The 16450-nt window shown below is 63.0% G+C and carries 18 protein-coding genes and 2 tRNA genes; 10 read left to right on the top strand and 10 right to left on the bottom strand.

Features of this window, described 5'->3' with window-relative positions; genetic code table 11:
• Positions 1-82: 82 nt before the first annotated feature.
• The 4 genes from NKH90_RS01985 (at position 83) to NKH90_RS01970 (ending at position 2757) form a co-directional block, all read left to right on the top strand.
• On the top strand, positions 83-586 hold the full coding sequence (locus NKH90_RS01985) for a nuclear transport factor 2 family protein (RefSeq protein WP_352614021.1): 504 nt from the start codon (positions 83-85) through the stop codon (positions 584-586).
• Between the two features lie 59 nt (positions 587-645).
• Entirely contained in the window at positions 646-1629 is a 984-nt protein-coding gene (locus tag NKH90_RS01980) for an alpha/beta hydrolase (protein WP_352816879.1), read from the top strand.
• Positions 1626-2180: a nuclear transport factor 2 family protein gene (locus NKH90_RS01975; RefSeq protein ID WP_352816877.1), complete on the top strand. Its 555-nt coding sequence runs from the start codon at positions 1626-1628 to the stop codon at positions 2178-2180. The genes NKH90_RS01980 and NKH90_RS01975 overlap by 4 nt, the downstream gene beginning before the upstream one ends.
• 130 nt (positions 2181-2310) lie before the next feature.
• Positions 2311-2757, top strand: coding sequence for a nuclear transport factor 2 family protein (locus NKH90_RS01970; RefSeq protein ID WP_352816874.1), 447 nt, complete (start codon positions 2311-2313; stop codon positions 2755-2757).
• Positions 2758-2812: 55 nt separating this feature from the next.
• Here NKH90_RS01970 and NKH90_RS01965 read toward each other — a convergent pair whose 3' ends face one another.
• Together NKH90_RS01965 and NKH90_RS01960 are read right to left on the bottom strand one after the other, a co-directional pair.
• A complete protein-coding gene (locus tag NKH90_RS01965; RefSeq protein ID WP_352816871.1) occupies positions 2813-3244 on the bottom strand; it encodes a cupin domain-containing protein in 432 nt (143 codons plus the stop codon).
• Positions 3245-3314: 70 nt separating this feature from the next.
• Complete coding sequence (locus NKH90_RS01960) at positions 3315-4145, bottom strand: AraC family transcriptional regulator (protein ID WP_352816868.1); 831 nt, start codon at positions 4143-4145, stop codon at positions 3315-3317.
• Positions 4146-4229: 84 nt separating this feature from the next.
• Here NKH90_RS01960 and NKH90_RS01955 point away from each other — a divergent pair, with 84 nt between their 5' ends.
• The gene (locus NKH90_RS01955) at positions 4230-5429 is read left to right on the top strand and encodes an amidohydrolase (protein WP_352816866.1); all 1200 of its coding nucleotides are present in this window, start codon (positions 4230-4232) and stop codon (positions 5427-5429) included.
• Here NKH90_RS01955 and NKH90_RS01950 read toward each other — a convergent pair.
• The 6 genes from NKH90_RS01950 to NKH90_RS01925 all read right to left on the bottom strand — a co-directional run bounded on the left by NKH90_RS01950 (position 5368) and on the right by NKH90_RS01925 (position 11572).
• Complete coding sequence (locus NKH90_RS01950; protein WP_352816863.1) at positions 5368-7629, bottom strand: xanthine dehydrogenase family protein molybdopterin-binding subunit; 2262 nt, start codon at positions 7627-7629, stop codon at positions 5368-5370. The genes NKH90_RS01955 and NKH90_RS01950 overlap by 62 nt on opposite strands.
• A complete protein-coding gene (locus NKH90_RS01945) occupies positions 7626-8615 on the bottom strand; it encodes an FAD binding domain-containing protein (RefSeq protein WP_352766811.1) in 990 nt (329 codons plus the stop codon). The genes NKH90_RS01950 and NKH90_RS01945 overlap by 4 nt, the downstream gene beginning before the upstream one ends.
• Positions 8612-9097: a (2Fe-2S)-binding protein gene (locus tag NKH90_RS01940; protein WP_352539766.1), complete on the bottom strand. Its 486-nt coding sequence runs from the start codon at positions 9095-9097 to the stop codon at positions 8612-8614. Before NKH90_RS01940 ends, NKH90_RS01945 begins: the two co-directional genes overlap by 4 nt.
• 880 nt (positions 9098-9977) lie before the next feature.
• Positions 9978-10181 carry a cyclophilin-like fold protein gene (locus NKH90_RS01935; protein WP_352470375.1) on the bottom strand — a complete coding sequence of 68 codons (204 nt, stop codon included), beginning with the start codon at positions 10179-10181 and terminating at the stop codon, positions 9978-9980.
• A 66-nt stretch (positions 10182-10247) separates the two neighbouring features.
• Positions 10248-11294: an alpha/beta hydrolase gene (locus NKH90_RS01930; protein ID WP_352816860.1), complete on the bottom strand. Its 1047-nt coding sequence runs from the start codon at positions 11292-11294 to the stop codon at positions 10248-10250.
• A 50-nt stretch (positions 11295-11344) separates the two neighbouring features.
• Complete coding sequence (locus NKH90_RS01925; RefSeq protein ID WP_352470377.1) at positions 11345-11572, bottom strand: hypothetical protein; 228 nt, start codon at positions 11570-11572, stop codon at positions 11345-11347.
• Between the two features lie 186 nt (positions 11573-11758).
• On the opposite strand from NKH90_RS01925, the gene NKH90_RS01920 reads away from it, so the two are divergent.
• The gene (locus NKH90_RS01920; RefSeq protein ID WP_352539727.1) at positions 11759-12664 is read left to right on the top strand and encodes a LysR family transcriptional regulator; all 906 of its coding nucleotides are present in this window, start codon (positions 11759-11761) and stop codon (positions 12662-12664) included.
• A 257-nt stretch (positions 12665-12921) separates the two neighbouring features.
• On the opposite strand, the gene NKH90_RS01915 is transcribed toward NKH90_RS01920, so the two are convergent.
• Positions 12922-12996: transfer RNA gene (locus tag NKH90_RS01915), tRNA-Asn, on the bottom strand.
• A 220-nt stretch (positions 12997-13216) separates the two neighbouring features.
• Here NKH90_RS01915 and NKH90_RS01910 point away from each other — a divergent pair.
• Complete coding sequence (locus tag NKH90_RS01910; RefSeq protein WP_023676401.1) at positions 13217-13477, top strand: hypothetical protein; 261 nt, start codon at positions 13217-13219, stop codon at positions 13475-13477.
• Positions 13478-13541: 64 nt separating this feature from the next.
• On the opposite strand, the gene NKH90_RS01905 is transcribed toward NKH90_RS01910, so the two are convergent.
• The gene (locus NKH90_RS01905) at positions 13542-13742 is read right to left on the bottom strand and encodes a hypothetical protein (protein WP_352816856.1); all 201 of its coding nucleotides are present in this window, start codon (positions 13740-13742) and stop codon (positions 13542-13544) included.
• Between the two features lie 217 nt (positions 13743-13959).
• On the opposite strand from NKH90_RS01905, the gene NKH90_RS01900 reads away from it, so the two are divergent.
• The 3 genes from NKH90_RS01900 (at position 13960) to NKH90_RS01890 (ending at position 16370) form a co-directional block, all read left to right on the top strand.
• Positions 13960-14033 (top strand) — tRNA-Cys (locus tag NKH90_RS01900).
• An 89-nt stretch (positions 14034-14122) separates the two neighbouring features.
• Positions 14123-14791, top strand: a complete 669-nt coding sequence (locus NKH90_RS01895; RefSeq protein ID WP_352816853.1) for a protein-L-isoaspartate O-methyltransferase family protein — start codon at positions 14123-14125, stop codon at positions 14789-14791.
• 187 nt (positions 14792-14978) lie between these two features.
• On the top strand, positions 14979-16370 hold the full coding sequence (locus tag NKH90_RS01890; RefSeq protein ID WP_352737155.1) for a TolC family outer membrane protein: 1392 nt from the start codon (positions 14979-14981) through the stop codon (positions 16368-16370).
• The last annotated feature ends 80 nt before the right edge of the window (positions 16371-16450 follow it).

Here is a 16450-nt window from a genome sequence, read left to right as displayed (position 1 = left end):
GGCGAACGAAAGGCGTCATGTTGGGTCTGACGAACGGGCCTCGGTGTTGGGAACGGCTCGAACAGGCAAGGAGACAGGACCGATGACCAGGCTTGCTTTACTCGCCGCCGGCACTCTTCTGGCGGTGTCTGCCGCCCCGGCGCACAGCGGGCCACTGGAAGACCGCAATATCCAGCTCATCAAAGGCTATTACGCAGCTTACGCGACCGGTAATCCCGAGGCCGTGCGGCCCTTCCTCGCGCCTGATATCGTGTGGCGCATTCCCGGCCATCATCCGCTCGCCGGCGACAAGCGCGGGCCGGACGAGGTGGTCGCCTTCTTCCGCGGCCTGGCCGATGGCAAGTTCAAGGCCGAGCCGATCTTCTTCCAGGCGCAAGGCGACCTCGTTGTCGACGTCCATCGCGGCTGGTCGAATGTCGGCTCAGGTCCCGAGATCGACCAGTTCTACGCGCTGATGTTCCGCATCAAGGACGGCAAGATCGCCGAGGCACAGAATTTTTTGACCGACATGTACCAGTCGGACGCTTTCTACTGGGCGCATTACCCGCTGAAGCCGCTGCCCGGCCGACTGGCTGGCGAGCGCTGAGACGGCGGTCTTTCTCGCAACGCGCAGCGCTTCTCACTCCAAGCCAAAGGAGACTTGCGATGTTTAAAACCCTGACACTTGCCGTAGCAACCACCGCCGCGCTCGCCGTCACCAATGCCGTCGCCGCACCGCGCGTCGAGCACGTCACATTCTCCTCGCATGGTGAGCAGCTTATCGGCGAGCTCTATCTGCCGGAGGATATGGACGCGGCAAAACCTCGGCCGGCGCTGGTCGTGACCGGCGCCTGGATGACGGTGAAGGAACAGATGCCGGCCCGCTACGCCCGCGAGATGGCCGATCGTGGCTTCGTCGCCTTGACCTTCGATTTTCGTGGGTGGGGCGAAAGCGGCGGCCTACGCCGCCAGTACGAGGATCCTAGGGCCAAGATCGCCGACATCGAAGCGGCGGTCGCCTATCTCTCGCGCCGGCCCGAAGCCGATCAGGACCGCATCGGCGGGCTCGGCATTTGCGCCAGCTCCGGCTATATGGTCACCGCCGCCGCCGAAAACGCCGCGATCAAATCGGTCGCCCTCGTTGCGCCCTGGTTGCAGGATGCCGAAGTGGTCGAGCAGGCCTATGGCGGCCGGCATGGCGTCGCCAGGCTTGAGGCCGTGGGCGATGCGGCCGAGGCTGAGTATCGCCGCACCGGCAAGCAAGCGTTCTTGCCGGCCGCGAGCCTGACCGACGAGCGCGCGGTCATGTTCAAGGTGCCCTATTACACCGAGCCCGATCGCGGCATGATCCCGGCCTGGCGCAACGAGGCCGATCCGGCGTTCTGGCGCGGCTGGCTGACGTTCGACGCCATCCAGGCTGCTCCGCGCCTGCACCAGCCTTTTTTGATGGTGCACAGCGAGGCGGCTGCCATTCCGCAGGGGGCGCACAAATTCTACACGCGGCTGACCAGTTCCAAGCGGGAGCTGTGGCTCGACAACGTCACCCAGTTCGATTTCTACGATCGTGCCGCGCCGGTGAAGGCCGCAAGCGATACCGTCGCCGCGCACTTCCGCGCGACGCTGGGCAGTGCGGGGGAGGCGGGACAATGAGCCTCGTCACGCGCCGGCATGTCCTGGCCTCGGCGGTTTCCGCTGCGATGATTTCCGCCGTCTCGGCGCCCGCCTCGAGCGCTCCGGGAGATGCGCTGACGGTCAAAGACAGGATCGCAATCGCCGAGGCGATTGCCGGGATCGGCCTCTATGCCGATCTGCGTGAATGGAACCGGGTCAGATCCTATCTCGCGGCCCGTGTCACGACCGACTACACCAGCCTCTTCGGCGGCGAGGTCACGACTAGCGGCCGCGACGCGTTGATCGCGCAGTGGCAACGGCTGCTGCCGGGCTTCGACGCCACCCAGCACCTCATCACCAACATCACCGTCGAGGGCGCGGGCAATGACGCGGTCGCACGCAGCCATGTCCGCGCAACCCACTGGATCGGCGGCCGGTTCTGGACGGTCGGCGGCAGCTATCTCCACCGGCTGGTGCGGACGCCGGAAGGTTGGCGCGTCAAGGCAATCTCCATCCGTCGCTTGTACGAAGAGGGGGATCGCGCCGTGCTGGCCGCCGCTGCCGGCCGGGTAAAGGCGGAGGCGAAATGAGTGTTCGGGTTTGCGCAGGCCCAATCGCGCGGCGAGGTTGCTCGGAGCATCGGCAACGTGAATATTGATCGAAATGTCGGGGCAGGCTTGGCGCATGCGGCATTAGTGCCGCCAACCGCGGAGACAGGACATGACCCTTTCATTGCAGGAGGTTTCCGATAGGCTTGAGATCGAACAGCTGCTTGTTCGCTATTGCTATGCGGTGGACGATCGCGACTGGGAAGCCTATCGCAAAATATTCACACCCGATGCCTTGCTTGACGACACTGTAACAGGTGGAATCAGGAGCGGTGTGGATGAGCATGTGGCTTACATGAAAGGCGCCCTTTCGAAGATATTGATCTCGCAGCACACCATTTCGACAATCCTTCTGGATCTCCGCGGGGATGAGGCCAGCGCGCGCGCGCATTGTTCATGCCCGATGGTGGTCGACCTCGGCGAAGGCAAAAGGCAGGTCTTCTTCCAGGGGCTTTGGTATCGAGACCGCGTCGTACGCACGTCCGAGGGCTGGCGCATAAGTGAACTTGTCGAGGAAGGCTATTGGAATCACAATTTGCCGGAGGGGTTCGCGTTCTGACGCCTGTTACGCGCTGTGCTGGATCCGCCCCGGACGCCGTTTTCAGACGTGGCAGCTACTGGCGCAACACCGTGTTCTTGGTACCTTCTTCGACCTGGTCGATGACCAGCAGCTTGACCGGATCGGCGCCGACATTGGTCGCCTGATGCCATTGCCCGATCATTTCGATGATGAAATCACCTGTTTGATAGGTGTTGCTTTTGCCGGTCTCGACGTTGGTGACCTGAAGCGTGCCGGCCTCGACATAGGCATAGCGCGGAAACGGATGCTTGTGGACCGGCAAGGTCGCGCCCGGCGCGATCTGATAGGCCGAGACCAGGATCTGGACGTTCTTCTGCGGCAGCGTGATCGGCTGGCCGGACGCGGTCTCGGTGTGAGAGGCAAGCGGGGTCACGATGACCGGCGTCCCGCTGGCATCCAGCGCCTGGGCAGCCGTTGCGGATAGAATGGCCGCGAGCAGCAGCGTCGAAGCCAAGATTTTTCGCATGATTCCCCCCGAGCTGCGTCAGCATTGCGCAGCGGGCATTGGCGCGCAAGCTTGTCTGTTCAGGAGCGCCTTATCCCGCTCTTCTGAACATGCCTGGCGTCATGCCATGCATGGCCCGGAATGTACGGGACAGATGGCTCTGGTCCGCGAAACCTGCTGCGATAGCGGCGTCGGCGAGGCCAGATCCCTGTTCGATCAGCGCGCTCGCCCGGCGCAATCGCCGGTCCCGGATATAGGCCGCCGGCGTCAGGCCGATCGCCTTGTTGAAGTCGCGGATGACCTGGAACCGGGTCACGCCTGCCACGCCGGCAAGCCGCTTGAGGTCGAGCTGCGAACCAAGTTCGCTTTCGATAAGGTCGCGACAGAGCGAAAACCTCCGCTGCGATCCTGAGCTTTCGATCTCTTCGGCCTGTCCGCTCGAGTCGCCATGGCGAACGATCAGCCGTCTAAGCGCCACGAGCAGGGACGTCTCGGCCGTCATTGTGTCCGGGGATGTCGAGCCCTGGTGTGCTGCCGTCAATGCTGCGGCGAGACTGCTGTCTTCGATCGTCGCGCGCGAAAACACCGGAGCGCCGTCGCGGCCGAGTTCGTCGGCAAGCGCGCTCATCAGCGGCACCGAAGGATAAAACGTCCGGTAGGCCCAGCCTTCATCCGCCCCGCGTTCGCCGTCATGCCACTCCTCGGGATTGACGACGGCAATGGTGCCTGCCGGAGCGAGAACGCTTTGACGGCCGATGCGAATACGCTCGCAGCCGGAGGTGATCAGGGCGATCACATAGGTCGGGTGCGTGTGCAGGTCATAGCGGTGCCGGGTGAAGCGCGCCTCGAACAGGCCAAGGTCGGGGAAGCACGGATGGCGCCAGTATTTCCCGGTCTCTGCCGCTTCGTTTGTCCTTGCCATGGTCAATCCGGTTCAAGACGCCTCTCGCCGGGCCTTCTATGGCTGGCAAACCAAGCCGCTTTTTGTCGGCGGAAAGGAGGCATCATGTTGCATAATGACCCCGTCGCCGCGCTGACACCAGAGGTCGTAGGCTGGCGGCACCATATCCATGCCAATCCGGAGCTCGCATTCAGTGAATACGAAACGGCCCGTTTCGTTGCAGAGAAACTGCGCTCTTTCGGCGTCGACGAGGTGCATGAGGGGATCGGCGGCACCGGCGTCGTCGGTGTCCTGCGCAGCGGTGGCGGCGCACGCGCCATCGGCCTTCGCGCCGAGCTCGACGCGCTTCCGGTGCTGGAGAGAACCGGCTTGCCCTATGCTTCGAGGCAAGAGGGCGTGATGCACGCCTGTGGCCATGACGGCCACACCGCGATGCTGCTCGGCGCCGCCAAATTGCTCAGTCAATCGCGCGCCTTCGACGGCGCCGTCACTTTCATCTTCCAACCGGCCGAGGAAAACGAGGGCGGCAGCATGCGCATGATCGAGGACGGCCTGTTCAAGCGCTTTCGGGTCGAAGCGGTCTATGCGGTCCACAACTGGCCGGGCATCAGGCTGGGGACGATCGCCGCCCGCGTCGGGCCGCAAATGGCGGCCGTCGATAATTTCGAGCTGACCTTCGAGGGTCTTGGCGCGCATGCCGCGATGCCGCAGCTCGGCGACGACCCGATCCTGGCCGCCAGCGCCTTCGTGCAAGCCGTCCAGCGCATCGTCAGCCGCTCGGTCGACCCGCAGAGCGCGCTTGTCGTCAGCATCACGCAGATCCATGGCGGCAATGTCGGCAACATCGTGCCGGGCAAGGTCTGGCTGCAAGGCACCTGCCGCTTCTTCGAGCAAGGCCTTTCCGACCATTGCGAGAGGCTGATCGGCGAGATCGCACAAGGTATTGCCGCCGCGCATTCGCTCAAGGCCAGGCTCGACTACAGGAAGGGCTATCCGCCGCTGATCAATACGGCGGATGCGACGGCCCGCGCCGTCGAGGCCGCCGCCCCCGTCGTCGGCCGGGAGAATGTCTTGACCGAGTTCAGCCCCAGTCTCGGCTGCGAGGATTTCGCTTTCATGGTCCGCGACGCCGGCGGCTGCTATGCCTGGATCGGCGCCGGCGAGGCTGGCCCGGGCAAAGGCCTGCATGGCGACCGCTACGTTTTCAACGACGAGATCGTGCCGACGGTGATGCGCTATTACGTCAACCTGGTCGAGCAGACGCTTCCGCGGGCCGATCCTTCGACAGCAGTTTTTCCGGCGTGATCGGCAACTCCCGGATCCGCTTGCCTGTGGCGTCGAAGACGGCGTTGGCAACAGCAGCGGCAACGCCGGTGGCGCCGAGTTCGCCGATACCTTTGCCGCCGATCGGGCTGGCATGCTCGTCCACCTCATCGACGAAGTGGATTATGATGTCGCCGGGAATGTCGGCGTTGACCGGAATGGCGACCCCGGAAAGGTTCTTCGACAGGAACCGCCCAAGCACCGGTTCGTGCCTGCTCTGCTCCATGGCCGCCATGCCCCAGCCCCAGATGATGCCGCCCGTCATCTGGCTGCGTGCGGTGTGGGGATTGACGATGCGGCCGGCGCTGTAGCTGCCGACGGCGCGACGGAGCCTGAGCAGGCCGAGCCCCGGATCGACGCCGACCTCCATGAAAATCGCGCCGAAAGTGCGCATGGCGAGGCCTTTGCCATGCTGCGCCGGATCGAACGAGCCGGAGCCGACGATCTCGCCGATGTCGGTATGGCTCATCACATCGGCGATCGTCTGACCGCCGGCAGCGCCCCTGCGGCGAATCTTGCCGTCCTGCATCTCCACCTCGTCCGGCAGCAGATTGGCAAGACGGGCAAGCTGCGAACGCGCATCTTCGGCGGCGGCAAGCACCGCCGCGCCCACCCCCATGGTCGATGACGAGCCATAGGTCGGTCCCGCCTCCGGCAGCTGCGTATCGCCCATTTCCAACTCGATCTTCTCCATCGGCAGGCCCAGCACGTCGGCTGCGATCTGCGGAAAGATGGTGAGTGTTCCGGTCCCTATGTCCTGCGTGCCGGTGCGGATGAGCACCGTGCCGTCCCTGTGCAGCCTGACCTCGGCTGCAGGCGTCGGGTGGCGGAAACAACCCATGGTACAGGTCGCCATGCCGTAGCCGATCAGCCAATCGCCGTCGCGTTGCGGCTTGCGCGGGCGCTCGCGCCAGCCGAACAGGCGGGCGCCTTCCTCATAGGCCTCGCGCAGCTTCTTCGATGACCAGGGCTGGCCGGTGGCCGGATCCGTGTCCGCATGGTTGATCAGACGCAGGTCGAGCGGATCGACGCCCAGGCGGTGGGCGAGCTCGTCCATCGCGCTTTCGAGGGCCCAGGTGCCGGGACCCTCGACCGGCGCGCGCAGCGCCGTCGGCATGGCGACGTTCGCGCGCTCGACGCGCTGGCTGAGACGCATCGCCGGCGTGGCGTAGAGACCCTTCGAGGCTTCGGTGGCGAACTCGACGAAATCGTCGCTCACGGTGGTCAGGTTGACCACGTCCTGCTGTACTGCGGTCAGCTTGCCCGAGCTGTCCGCAGCCAGCACGATCTTCTGTGCCATGCGCGGCTGGTAGCCGAGGCAGGAATAGGCATTGGCGCGGCTGAGCGCGAGCCTGACCGGGCGCTGCATGATGCGCGCGGCGGCGGCGGCCAGCACCTGATGCGGCCAGATCCAGCCCTTGCCGCCGAAGCCGCCGCCGGTATGGCGGGAAATCACGCGGACCCTCTCGGCCGGGACATTCATGCGGGCGGCAAGCACCTGGCGGACACCGTAGACGTGCTGCGTGGCATCGTGCAGCGTCAGCTCTCCGTCATTCCACTCAGCGAGCGTCGCCGAGGGCTCCATCGCGTTGTGATGACGCGACGGCTGCAAATAGACGGCTTCGACCGTGGCGGCGGCGTCAGCAAGCCCGCGGTCGACCTCGCCCTTCGTAAACGTCGGCTCCAGGAACAGGAAGCCGCTCTCCCTCGGCGAGACTGCAGCCTTGTCGATGGCGGTCCACTCGGGGGGTGCCGGCAACTCCGGCTCGGCGAACTCGTAGCGCAATGCGACGCGGCGGGCGCCGGCCTCCGCTGCCTCCAGCGTCTCGCCCAGCACAATGGCAAGCGGCTGGCCCTCGTGACGTATCTCGTTGCCCTGCATGGGCATGAAGCTCTGCGCGGCCGGCGGGCCTTCGGCCTGCTGCATCTGCGTATCCGGCTCGGCCCTTGGCGATGCGAACCGGCCGAATTTTGGCATGTCCTCATGCGTGAGCACACGCACGACGCCCTTCTCGGCGAGCGCGTCGTCGACCATGATCGACGTCACGCGGCCGGCCGGAACGGGCGCGGTCACGAGTACCGCATAGAGCAGGTCGGGGGCGAAATAGTCGGCCGCATAGCGGGCGCGGCCGGTCACCTTGGCGCCGCCGTCAGGGCGGGCAACAGGCTGGCTGATCATCATGACGGCATCCTCGCTGCTCTTTCGATCGCCCGCAAAGCGGCGGTCTTGGCCAGTTCGATCTTGTAGGCGTTCTGCGACAAGGGACGCGCTTCGGCGAAGGATTGCTCGATAGCGGTGCTCAACGCCTCGCGATCGCCGATTTCGGCACCGGCGAGCTGCTCCTCGGCGGCGCTCAGCCGCCACGGCCGCAGCGCGACGGACCCCAACGCCAGGGCCGCCCGACGGATAGTTTGGCCGTCCATCTCCAGCACAGCGGCGGCGGAGACGATGGCGTATTCGTAGGATTCGCGCTCGCGCACCTTGAGGTAAGCCGATCGCGGTGCCGCTGCCGGCAGCTCGATTGCCGTGATCAGTTCGCCTTGCTGCAACACATTGTCCGCCTCGGGCCGCGTATCGGGAAGCAGGTGGAATTCGGCTGCCGGAATGCGCCGGCCGCCGCTGCGGTGCGCGGTGACGATGACCGCATCAAGTGCTGCCAGCGCCACGGCCGGGTCGGATGGCTGGGTGGCGACGCAATCCTCGGTCCAGCCGAATATCGCGTGATTGTCGTTGATGCCATGCAATGCGGAGCACCCGGAGCCGAGCTGACGCTTGTTGCATGGCAGCTGCTCTTCGGCACGGAAATAGGCGCAGCGCGTCTTCTGCAGCAGATTGCCGCCTATCGTTGCGAGGTTTCTCAGCTGCGGCGACGCTGCGTTGAGGATCGCCTGGCTCAACACCGGATAATCGCGCATCACCAGCGCATGCTGCGCGACATCGTTGAGATGCATCAGCGCGCCGATCGTCAAGCCGCCGCCTGGCAGTGCCTCGATCTGATCCAGCCCATCGAGGCGGGAGATATCGATGATCCGCGCCGGCCCGGCAATTCCAAGGCGCAGCCAATTGAGCAATTCGGTGCCGCCGGCGAGAAAGGCGCTGTCCGGCGCGGCACCGGCCGCGATCGTGTCGCCCAGGCTATCGGCGCGCGCGTAGACGAATGGGGTCATTGGCTCACCCTCCCGGCCGCCGCGCGCACCGCCTCGGCGATTTGCGGATAGGCGGAGCAGCGGCACAGATTGCCGCTCATCCATTCGCGGATCTCGGCATCGGAGCCGGTATGTCCCTCCTCGATCAGCGCCGCCGCCGACATCACCTGGCCGGGCGTGCAGAATCCGCACTGGAAACCATCATGATCGATGAACGCCTGCTGCACGGGATGAAGCGCGTCGCCGTCTGCCAGCCCTTCGATCGTCGTGACCTCGCGTCCCTCGCAGGACACGGCAAGTATCATGCAGGCATTCACACGCCGTTCGTCGAGATGCACGGTGCAGGCGCCGCACTCGCCGAAATTGCATCCCTTTTTCGTTCCGGTCAGATGAAGCCGCTCGCGCAGCAGGTCGAGCAGCGTGACGCGGGGATCGAGATCGGAAAGGCTGTGATCCTCTCCGTTCACCCGCAACCTCAATAGGTGCCGATCGTGGAAGTTCATGTGGGGGTACCTCGAAGCACATGCCGTACTCGCCGCAAGGGACTCGTCCAGCAAGCAGCCACCCACCTGTCGAGGCGAAATAGGGCGGTCAATTCCGGTGAAAAGGCGCTGCCGGTCAGGGAAGGCTAAAAAACGCGCATTTGAGATTTGCGGCGGAAACGCCCTGAATGCCGCCGCAAAAAGTGTCACCGTAATTCCGTAATTCCCGTCATTCAGGTTGGCTTGGGCGGCCTACATTGGGAACATTGCCGCGCCGCTGTCCAATCTAGGGCAGGCGGCTTTCCAGGGCAGGGCGGCCTTGCGACTGGCAATGTCGTCCGGCAAATGAAAGATGAAGCTGAGAACTACGAGTTCGCGATCGGACGACGCCAGGATTCGCCGCAAGCGCACAGGAAACGAAACGTGACCGTGATCGCACTGAGGCGCTACTCGTTGCCGGCGGGCCGAGGAGGATTGCTCGTGAAGGTCGGCTAGGGACGGTATCGCGCGGCAGTGTTGAACGCGGCCTGGGGATCAGTACGATCACGAGGGAAATCAGGGAGCGGATCGCCGCGGTGGGCAAGGAGGTGCTCCATGCCGGTCATGGCGTCTGTGACCGCAGGGCAGGCGCTGTCGAAATCCGCACCCGGCTTATGCCGCTGTTTCCCGTGATGCCACCGCGCTGCACACGCCTCAGCCAGCACGTTCAATTCTCACCGTGACGGAACCGGGACGATCAAAGCTCGAAACATCGCCGGCGACCTTCCCGAGCACACGATGCCGGGCGACGGGACGCGACCATTCCGATAGCAGATCACGAAATGATCGGAACTCCACAGCCCGAGCGTGCCGACCGAGAAGTCGCGCTGCCGTCTCTGTTCCGGAAATGGAGCCGGTAGATTTACCGGTCTTCTTCCTGGCGAAGGTGGTCGCTCATCTCAATGGTAAGCGGCAACATCTGAGCAAGAGATTTTGCGGCTTCGTTATCGGCAAGATCGGCCGTGACCTCGCCCCAGTCTGATGAAATGCGAATACGTTCTTGAGCCATCCTGGGTCCAACCATTCCAAATGCAATAACGCCAGCGCTCAGCAGTGATTTCAGCACGGGTCATTCCTCCGTTTTCTAGGCAGATGGAGCCCGCCCCAGCAAACACAGGCTCCATCTCGTCAGTCACGCGGAGAGGTGCTGATTGAAGAAGCTGGTAAGCCTGTCGAACGGAATCAGGTCCACACGGTCGTAGAGATCGACGTGACCGGCGCCCTGGACCCAAACCAGTTCCTTGGGCTCGGCTGCCAGTCTGTAGGCTTCCTCGCTGAATTCCCTCGAATGCGCCTGATCGCCGCTGATGAACAGCATTGGGCGCGGCGAGATCGTCTCGATGTCATTGAACGGGTAGAAGTTCATGAATTTGACGTTGCTGGTCAGCGTCGGCTTAGTCGTTATCTGGTCGGAGACACCCGCCGGGGTAAACTCTCCGCGGGGTGTCCGATAGAAATCGTAGAACTCGCGCTGGATGGGATGCGTCGACGCGGTCAGTTCGAGATCAGTGCCGGCCGTATACTGGACTTGGCCGCCTTCGAATTCGGAGTAGCGCTGTTCGGCGGCCGCTGCGATGATCTGCTTCCGTTGCTCGACGCTTAGCGAGTGATTGAGTGCGTTTCGGTTCGCCGCGCCCATGTCATACATGCTGACCGTGGCGATGGCGCGCATGCGCGGGTCGATCTTGGCGGCGCTGATGACGAAGCTGCCGCTGCCGCAGACACCAATCGCGCCAATGCGGTTGCGGTCCACGAACGCGTGTGTCCCGAGGAAGTCCACCGCCGCGCTGAACGCCTCGGCGTAGACATCCGGCGAAACGATCTGTCGGGCTTCGCCCTCGCTCTCGCCCCAGGATGGCAGGTCGATCGCCATGGCGATGAAGCCCTGCTCGGCCATCTTGGTGGCATAGAGGGTCGCGCTTTGCTCTTTCACCGCGCCCATTGGATGGCCGACGACGATGGCCGGATGACGTGCATTGCGGTCGAGGTTCTTGGGAACGAGCAGATTTCCCGCAATATTCATCTGGTATTGGCTTTTGAAGGTCACTTTCTCCAGCGTCACCTGACCGCTTGTATAGAAATTGTTTGCACCGTTTGACATGTCTTGAGCCTTTGCGAAGGGAAAGTTGAAGAGTGACGCCCCACTGAAGGCGGCGATGCCGGAGCCGGTCAGCTTCAAAAGCTCCCGCCGGTGGATTTCACGCGCTGGTATTTTCGTATCAGGGGTATTCAAAGGCATTTCCGATCTCCTGTAAGTTTGGGTTGGAATTGAACCACTCGCCACTTTGGCCAGTCCTCTTCGAGTTTGAGCAGACGCCGACCGTTGCCGATCAGCGCGATTGCGAAGCCGGCCAGAACCAAGCTGCCGATGAAGATCGCGGAGATCGTCAGACCATACAGCAGCACCCCTCCGACTACCGCGCCCAGAAGGATCGAAGCCTGGATCGCCGCGACCATCAGGCTTGCCGGCGGCCTCGGCCGCATTTTGCGACATCCATGTCATCCAAATCACCGACATCGCGGTAATGCATTGTTGCAGTGCAAACCTAATGGTTTTGCCATAAAGCGATTACCCATATAAATCGGCATGAACCTATCGACTATATCGAATAATCCGCTGCAAGCGACGGAGAGAGAAACGTCATGGCCAGAACCGATCTCAACCAATTGACGTGGTTTCAGGCTGTCGCAGAAGAGCGCAGCTTCACCAAGGCGGCGGCAAAGCTCGGCGTCGCGCAATCGACGCTCAGTCACACGATCAAGCAGCTCGAAACACGCATGGGCATACGCCTTCTGACCCGCACGACGCGTAATGTCGCGACGACCTTTGCGGGCGAAAGGCTGCTACAGACGATCACCCCGCGCATTGGTGAAATCGAAGACGAGATCACAGCGCTGATGGCGCTCCGCGAAAAGCCGTCAGGCTCGATCAGGTTGACCCTGTCCGACCACGCGCTCGAAAGCGTCGTCTGGCCGAAGCTTAAGCCGGTCCTCAGCGGCTATCCCGACATCGGCGTCGAACTGATCCTGGACAGCACCTTCCGCAACATTGTCGAGGAAGGTTTTGATGCCGGTGTCCGGCTTGGAGAGAGCGTCGAGAAAGACATGATCGCGGTCCGCATCGGCCCGGACTGGCGCTTAGTCGCCGTGGCTTCGCCGCGATACTTCGCGGCGCACAGCGTGCCTGTGCATCCGCAGGATCTGGTCCGGCACGTCTGCATCAACATGCGTCACGAAACCGCCGGTGGTCTGTACGCATGGGAGTTCGAGAAGGATGGACAGGCGCTGCGTGTCCGTGTGGACGGTCAACTTACCTTCAACAACTCCTACGCCATGATCGACGCTGCAGTGAGTGGCTATGGCATCGCCTATGTTCCCGAGAACATCGTGGAGCGGCACGTCGTCTCAGGATTGCTGGTGAAGGTCCTCGACAACTGGTCACCCTTCTTCGATGGCTATTTTCTCTATTATCCGAGCCGCCGCCAAAACCTTCCTGCGTTCAAGATCATTGTCGACGCGTTGCGGCATCGGGATCCGTCGGGATCGTGATGTTCCCTTCGTCATATTGTACTCAGGGGCGTGGTCGATAGCGGCTCATTCCTGAATCTCGATAGGCGCAGCAGGAAAGGCATAGGTCGAGGTCCGGTATCCAACTCGAAGCGTTAGTTATAACCAGAACATCGCGTCGATGCTTGCGCGAAGGTTGGCCACAACTTTCTTCCCCATCGCGCCGGCTGGAGCGAAGCGCATGATCCTACAGGGAAATCGAATAGGTCCGCGGCCGCATCGCACCGCAGCGTAGATGTTGGCTCCCCGGGCCGGATTCGAACCAGCGACCAACCGGTTAACAGCCGGTTGCTCTACCACTGAGCTACCGGGGAACAGAGGCTCTCATGTGAGTGGGGCAGCCTATAGCAAACCCGTTTCGGCTTTGCAAAGAAGCATTTCGCATTTTTTCGATGCTTTTTGGCGCGAGGCTTGCTGGCAATGGCCGGCGAGCGCCCTCATATGAGCTGTCTCTCGCTTGTCAAGGAACAGAAAAGGCCGTTGCGGCTTTCTCCGGCTGATGGTGCTACTGATGCAAACGGATCGACATTTCACATGACGGCAATGAGCGACGAACAGCCACCAGCCCGGAAAATCTCGGTCTTCGGCCGCCAGTTCACCATGCCGCGCTCGCGCGGCCTCAGGATTGCGATCGGCGTCGTGCTGATCATCGGCGGCATTCTCGGCTTCCTGCCGATCCTGGGTTTCTGGATGGTACCGATCGGACTGCTGGTGCTCTCCTACGAATTTGCCCTGGTGCGTCGTCATCGGCGCCGCTTCGTCGTCTGGTGGGAGCGACGGCGCCGGCCTGACTGAGATTGCCCCGCTGACGGCCGCCAGCCTGCCATATGTCGGCGAGCGGCGTCGTCCGCCCATACGTTTACCGAGGTTGGTCGAAGCAGCTCTCCAGACGTTCGCAAAGCTCCTTGAGAACGGCGGTAGCCGATGCCAGCCGCGCCCGGTCGCGCGGCGGCAGGGTGTTTGCGCCTTCTATGCTGAGGCGGTCGATGGCATAGCGCACAAGCTCTGCAGACTGCGACAATCCGCGCGACGTGCTGTCCTTCGTAGCTGCTCGACGCATGGCGGAGCCTCCTCTTTGCCCAACGTGGCCGCCGGTTTCGGGTTCCCGTCGCCCAGAATCATGCTTAACGATAAGCTAATATGTTATTGCTAAGATGGGCATTGCGTTGATAAGGCAGGGCATGGAATGTCGAGGAACCGTTGGGAATGCATGGTGGCCGCTTGACGGCATTTTCGCCGCAACCTATTGGAGCCGGGTGGAACGCCGGGAGCAATGAGGCCTCGTGGCGGAGTGGTTACGCAGAGGACTGCAAATCCTTGCACCCCGGTTCGATTCCGGGCGAGGCCTCCAATGCCCGAGCTCCCGCGCGTCAGCGTCAGGGGGCTTCAGTTCCGGTCGAAACAGCCGCGGCCTTTGCGCGGCAAGCGGATGGTTGGAACATGAGCGCTGATTTTGCCGAACGCCGGGTGAAGATGGTCGACGGCCAGATCCGCACCACCGACGTGACCAGCGCACCGCTGCTCGAGGCGGTGCTTGTGGTGCCGCGCGAGGCCTTTGTCGGCGCCGGCCAGCGTGACCTTGCCTATATCGACGAGGACATCCGCATCGCCGATACGGCCGACGGTCCGCGCTATCTGATGGAACCGTCGCCATTGGCCAAGCTGATGCAGCTGGCCGATATCGGCCCAAGCGATTCGGCACTCGATGTCGGCTGCGGCACCGGCTATGCGGCGGCGATCCTGTCGCGGCTGGCAAGGTCCGTGGTGGCGCTGGAAAGCGATCCGGCGCTGGCCGAGACCGCCACTTCGACGCTTGCGGCGCTGGGTTGCGGCAATGTCACCGTGGTCCACGGGCCGCTGCCGCAAGGCCACGCAGAGAAGTCGCCTTACGACGTCATCCTGATCGGCGGCAGCGTCGGCGAGGTGCCAGCGGCGCTGTTCGACCAGCTTGCCGAAGGCGGCCGACTCGTCGCCGTTGAAGGGCAGGGCAATTCGGGCGTAGCCCGGCTTTTTTTTAAGACTGGAGGGGTTGTAACGGGAAGACGCGCATTTAATGCGGCAATTAAGCCACTACCGGGATTCGAACGCATTCCCGCCTTCGAATTCTGAGTGATTTTGCCTTGCAGCGAAGGCGCTGTCATGATCGCTTGCGTTTGAACAATCGTTGCTGATCTGCATAACCGGGTGTTTCTTGGGGGCTTTCAGCGGGGGAACGATAAAAAACGCGGCGCCGGCTGATCAGAAGGAGAAGCCAGCGTGGCGCAGTTCCCGTGCAAAACGAATGAGGGAATATAACGTGCCGTCTGTACGCAAGTTGCTTTTTACCGCTGTCCTCGTTTCGGCGACCGCGCTTTCTCCAATGGCCGCCTCGGCCGAAACCATTCTCGGGGCACTTTCAAAGGCCTATCAGAACAATTCCTCTCTCAATTCTTCACGCGCCGGCGTTCGCGTCACCGACGAGGGCGTTGCCATCGCCAAGTCCGGCTGGCGCCCGACCATCACCGGTTCCGGAAGTATTGATTATACCGCCAGCCACAGCAACCTGTTGCACCGAAACATCTCGTTGACCACCGGCAACTTTGGCGTCGAGATCGACCAGACGCTGTTTGACGGTTTTCAGACCAGGAACAATGTGGCGGCCGCCGAATCGCGGGTCCGCGCTTCGTTCGAAAGCCTGCGCAACGCCGAAGAAAACACTCTTTTCAACGCGGCAAGCGCCTATATGGACGTCATCCGCGACCGTCAGGTCGCCGTGCTGACCGAACAGAACCTGCAATTCCTGACCGAGCAGGCGCGTGCGGCGCGTTCGCGCTTCGAGGTCGGCGAAGGTACCCGCACCGACGTCGCGCAAGCCGACGCCCAGCGTGCCTCCGCGGTGGCGCAGTTGAGCGCCGCCCGCGCCACGGCGCTGGCAAGCGCCGCGACCTATCGCCAGATCGTCGGCGATGAGCCCGGCCGTCTCAGGCCGGCTTCGCCGCTGTCGAAGCTGTTGCCGTCGAGCCTCGATGCGGCGATCGCGATCGCATCGGCCGAGCATCCGGCCATCCTCGCCACCGCGCATCTGGTCGACGCGGCGGCGTTTTCGGTGAAGTCTGCCGAAGGCGCGCTGCTGCCTCAACTCTCGGCGTCGGCGGGTGTTTCGAGCGCCTATCGCGGCACCGCGCCCGGCTCGCTCTCCTCGACACAGGATGGCGTAACCAATTCGGCGAACATCGGTGCGACATTGACGATACCGATCTATTCCGGCGGCCGGACCTCGGCATTGGTTCGCCAATCAAAGGAATCACTTAGCCAGGCCCGTATCGAGGTCGATGTCAGCCGCGACACCGTGCGCCAGGCGGTGACCTCGGCATGGTCGCAATACACCGCCGCGCAGCAAAGCGTCACGGCCAACCGGCAGGTGGTCGCCGCCGCGCAGCTTGCCCTGAACGGCGTCATCGAAGAGCGCAATGTCGGCCAGCGCACCACGCTCGACGTGCTCAACGCGCAGGCGACCCTCATCACCGCCAAGATCAATCTTGTCAGCGCCGAACGCGACGTGGTGGTGGCGAGCTATGCCATCCTCTCGGCGGTTGGCCATTTGTCGGCAGACCGCCTTGCGCTCAACGTGACGAAGTACAGGCCCGAAGAGCATTACAACGCCGTCAAGGACAAGTGGATCGGTCTGCGCACGCCGGACGGCCGCTGATCGCCAGGCCGTGTTTTCAGCCCGCGCTCGAACGACGCGCGGGCTTTCAACTCCCGACCTAATCTGTTGAAATCAGAGAT

This window comes from Mesorhizobium sp. M0898, assembly GCF_040319695.1.
In the GTDB taxonomy this organism is placed as follows: Bacteria; Pseudomonadota; Alphaproteobacteria; order Rhizobiales; family Rhizobiaceae; genus Mesorhizobium.
The sequence above is the reverse complement of the archived record's forward strand: the minus strand, read 5'-3'. Positions and strand labels throughout refer to the sequence as shown.

What these genes read in the sequence shown, in the direction of transcription:
- NKH90_RS01985 (WP_352614021.1), top strand. Translation starts at nt 83, where the DNA reads ATGACCAGGCTTGCTTTACTCGCCGCCGGCACTCTTCTGGCGGTGTCT.
- NKH90_RS01980 (WP_352816879.1), top strand. Translation starts at nt 646, where the DNA reads ATGTTTAAAACCCTGACACTTGCCGTAGCAACCACCGCCGCGCTCGCC.
- NKH90_RS01975 (WP_352816877.1), top strand. Translation starts at nt 1,626, where the DNA reads ATGAGCCTCGTCACGCGCCGGCATGTCCTGGCCTCGGCGGTTTCCGCT.
- NKH90_RS01970 (WP_352816874.1), top strand. Translation starts at nt 2,311, where the DNA reads ATGACCCTTTCATTGCAGGAGGTTTCCGATAGGCTTGAGATCGAACAG.
- NKH90_RS01965 (WP_352816871.1), bottom strand. Translation starts at nt 3,244, where the DNA reads ATGCGAAAAATCTTGGCTTCGACGCTGCTGCTCGCGGCCATTCTATCC.
- NKH90_RS01960 (WP_352816868.1), bottom strand. Translation starts at nt 4,145, where the DNA reads ATGGCAAGGACAAACGAAGCGGCAGAGACCGGGAAATACTGGCGCCAT.
- NKH90_RS01955 (WP_352816866.1), top strand. Translation starts at nt 4,230, where the DNA reads ATGTTGCATAATGACCCCGTCGCCGCGCTGACACCAGAGGTCGTAGGC.
- NKH90_RS01950 (WP_352816863.1), bottom strand. Translation starts at nt 7,629, where the DNA reads ATGATGATCAGCCAGCCTGTTGCCCGCCCTGACGGCGGCGCCAAGGTG.
- NKH90_RS01945 (WP_352766811.1), bottom strand. Translation starts at nt 8,615, where the DNA reads ATGACCCCATTCGTCTACGCGCGCGCCGATAGCCTGGGCGACACGATC.
- NKH90_RS01940 (WP_352539766.1), bottom strand. Translation starts at nt 9,097, where the DNA reads ATGAACTTCCACGATCGGCACCTATTGAGGTTGCGGGTGAACGGAGAG.
- NKH90_RS01925 (WP_352470377.1), bottom strand. Translation starts at nt 11,572, where the DNA reads ATGGTCGCGGCGATCCAGGCTTCGATCCTTCTGGGCGCGGTAGTCGGA.
- NKH90_RS01920 (WP_352539727.1), top strand. Translation starts at nt 11,759, where the DNA reads ATGGCCAGAACCGATCTCAACCAATTGACGTGGTTTCAGGCTGTCGCA.
- NKH90_RS01910 (WP_023676401.1), top strand. Translation starts at nt 13,217, where the DNA reads ATGACGGCAATGAGCGACGAACAGCCACCAGCCCGGAAAATCTCGGTC.
- NKH90_RS01905 (WP_352816856.1), bottom strand. Translation starts at nt 13,742, where the DNA reads ATGCGTCGAGCAGCTACGAAGGACAGCACGTCGCGCGGATTGTCGCAG.
- NKH90_RS01895 (WP_352816853.1), top strand. Translation starts at nt 14,123, where the DNA reads ATGAGCGCTGATTTTGCCGAACGCCGGGTGAAGATGGTCGACGGCCAG.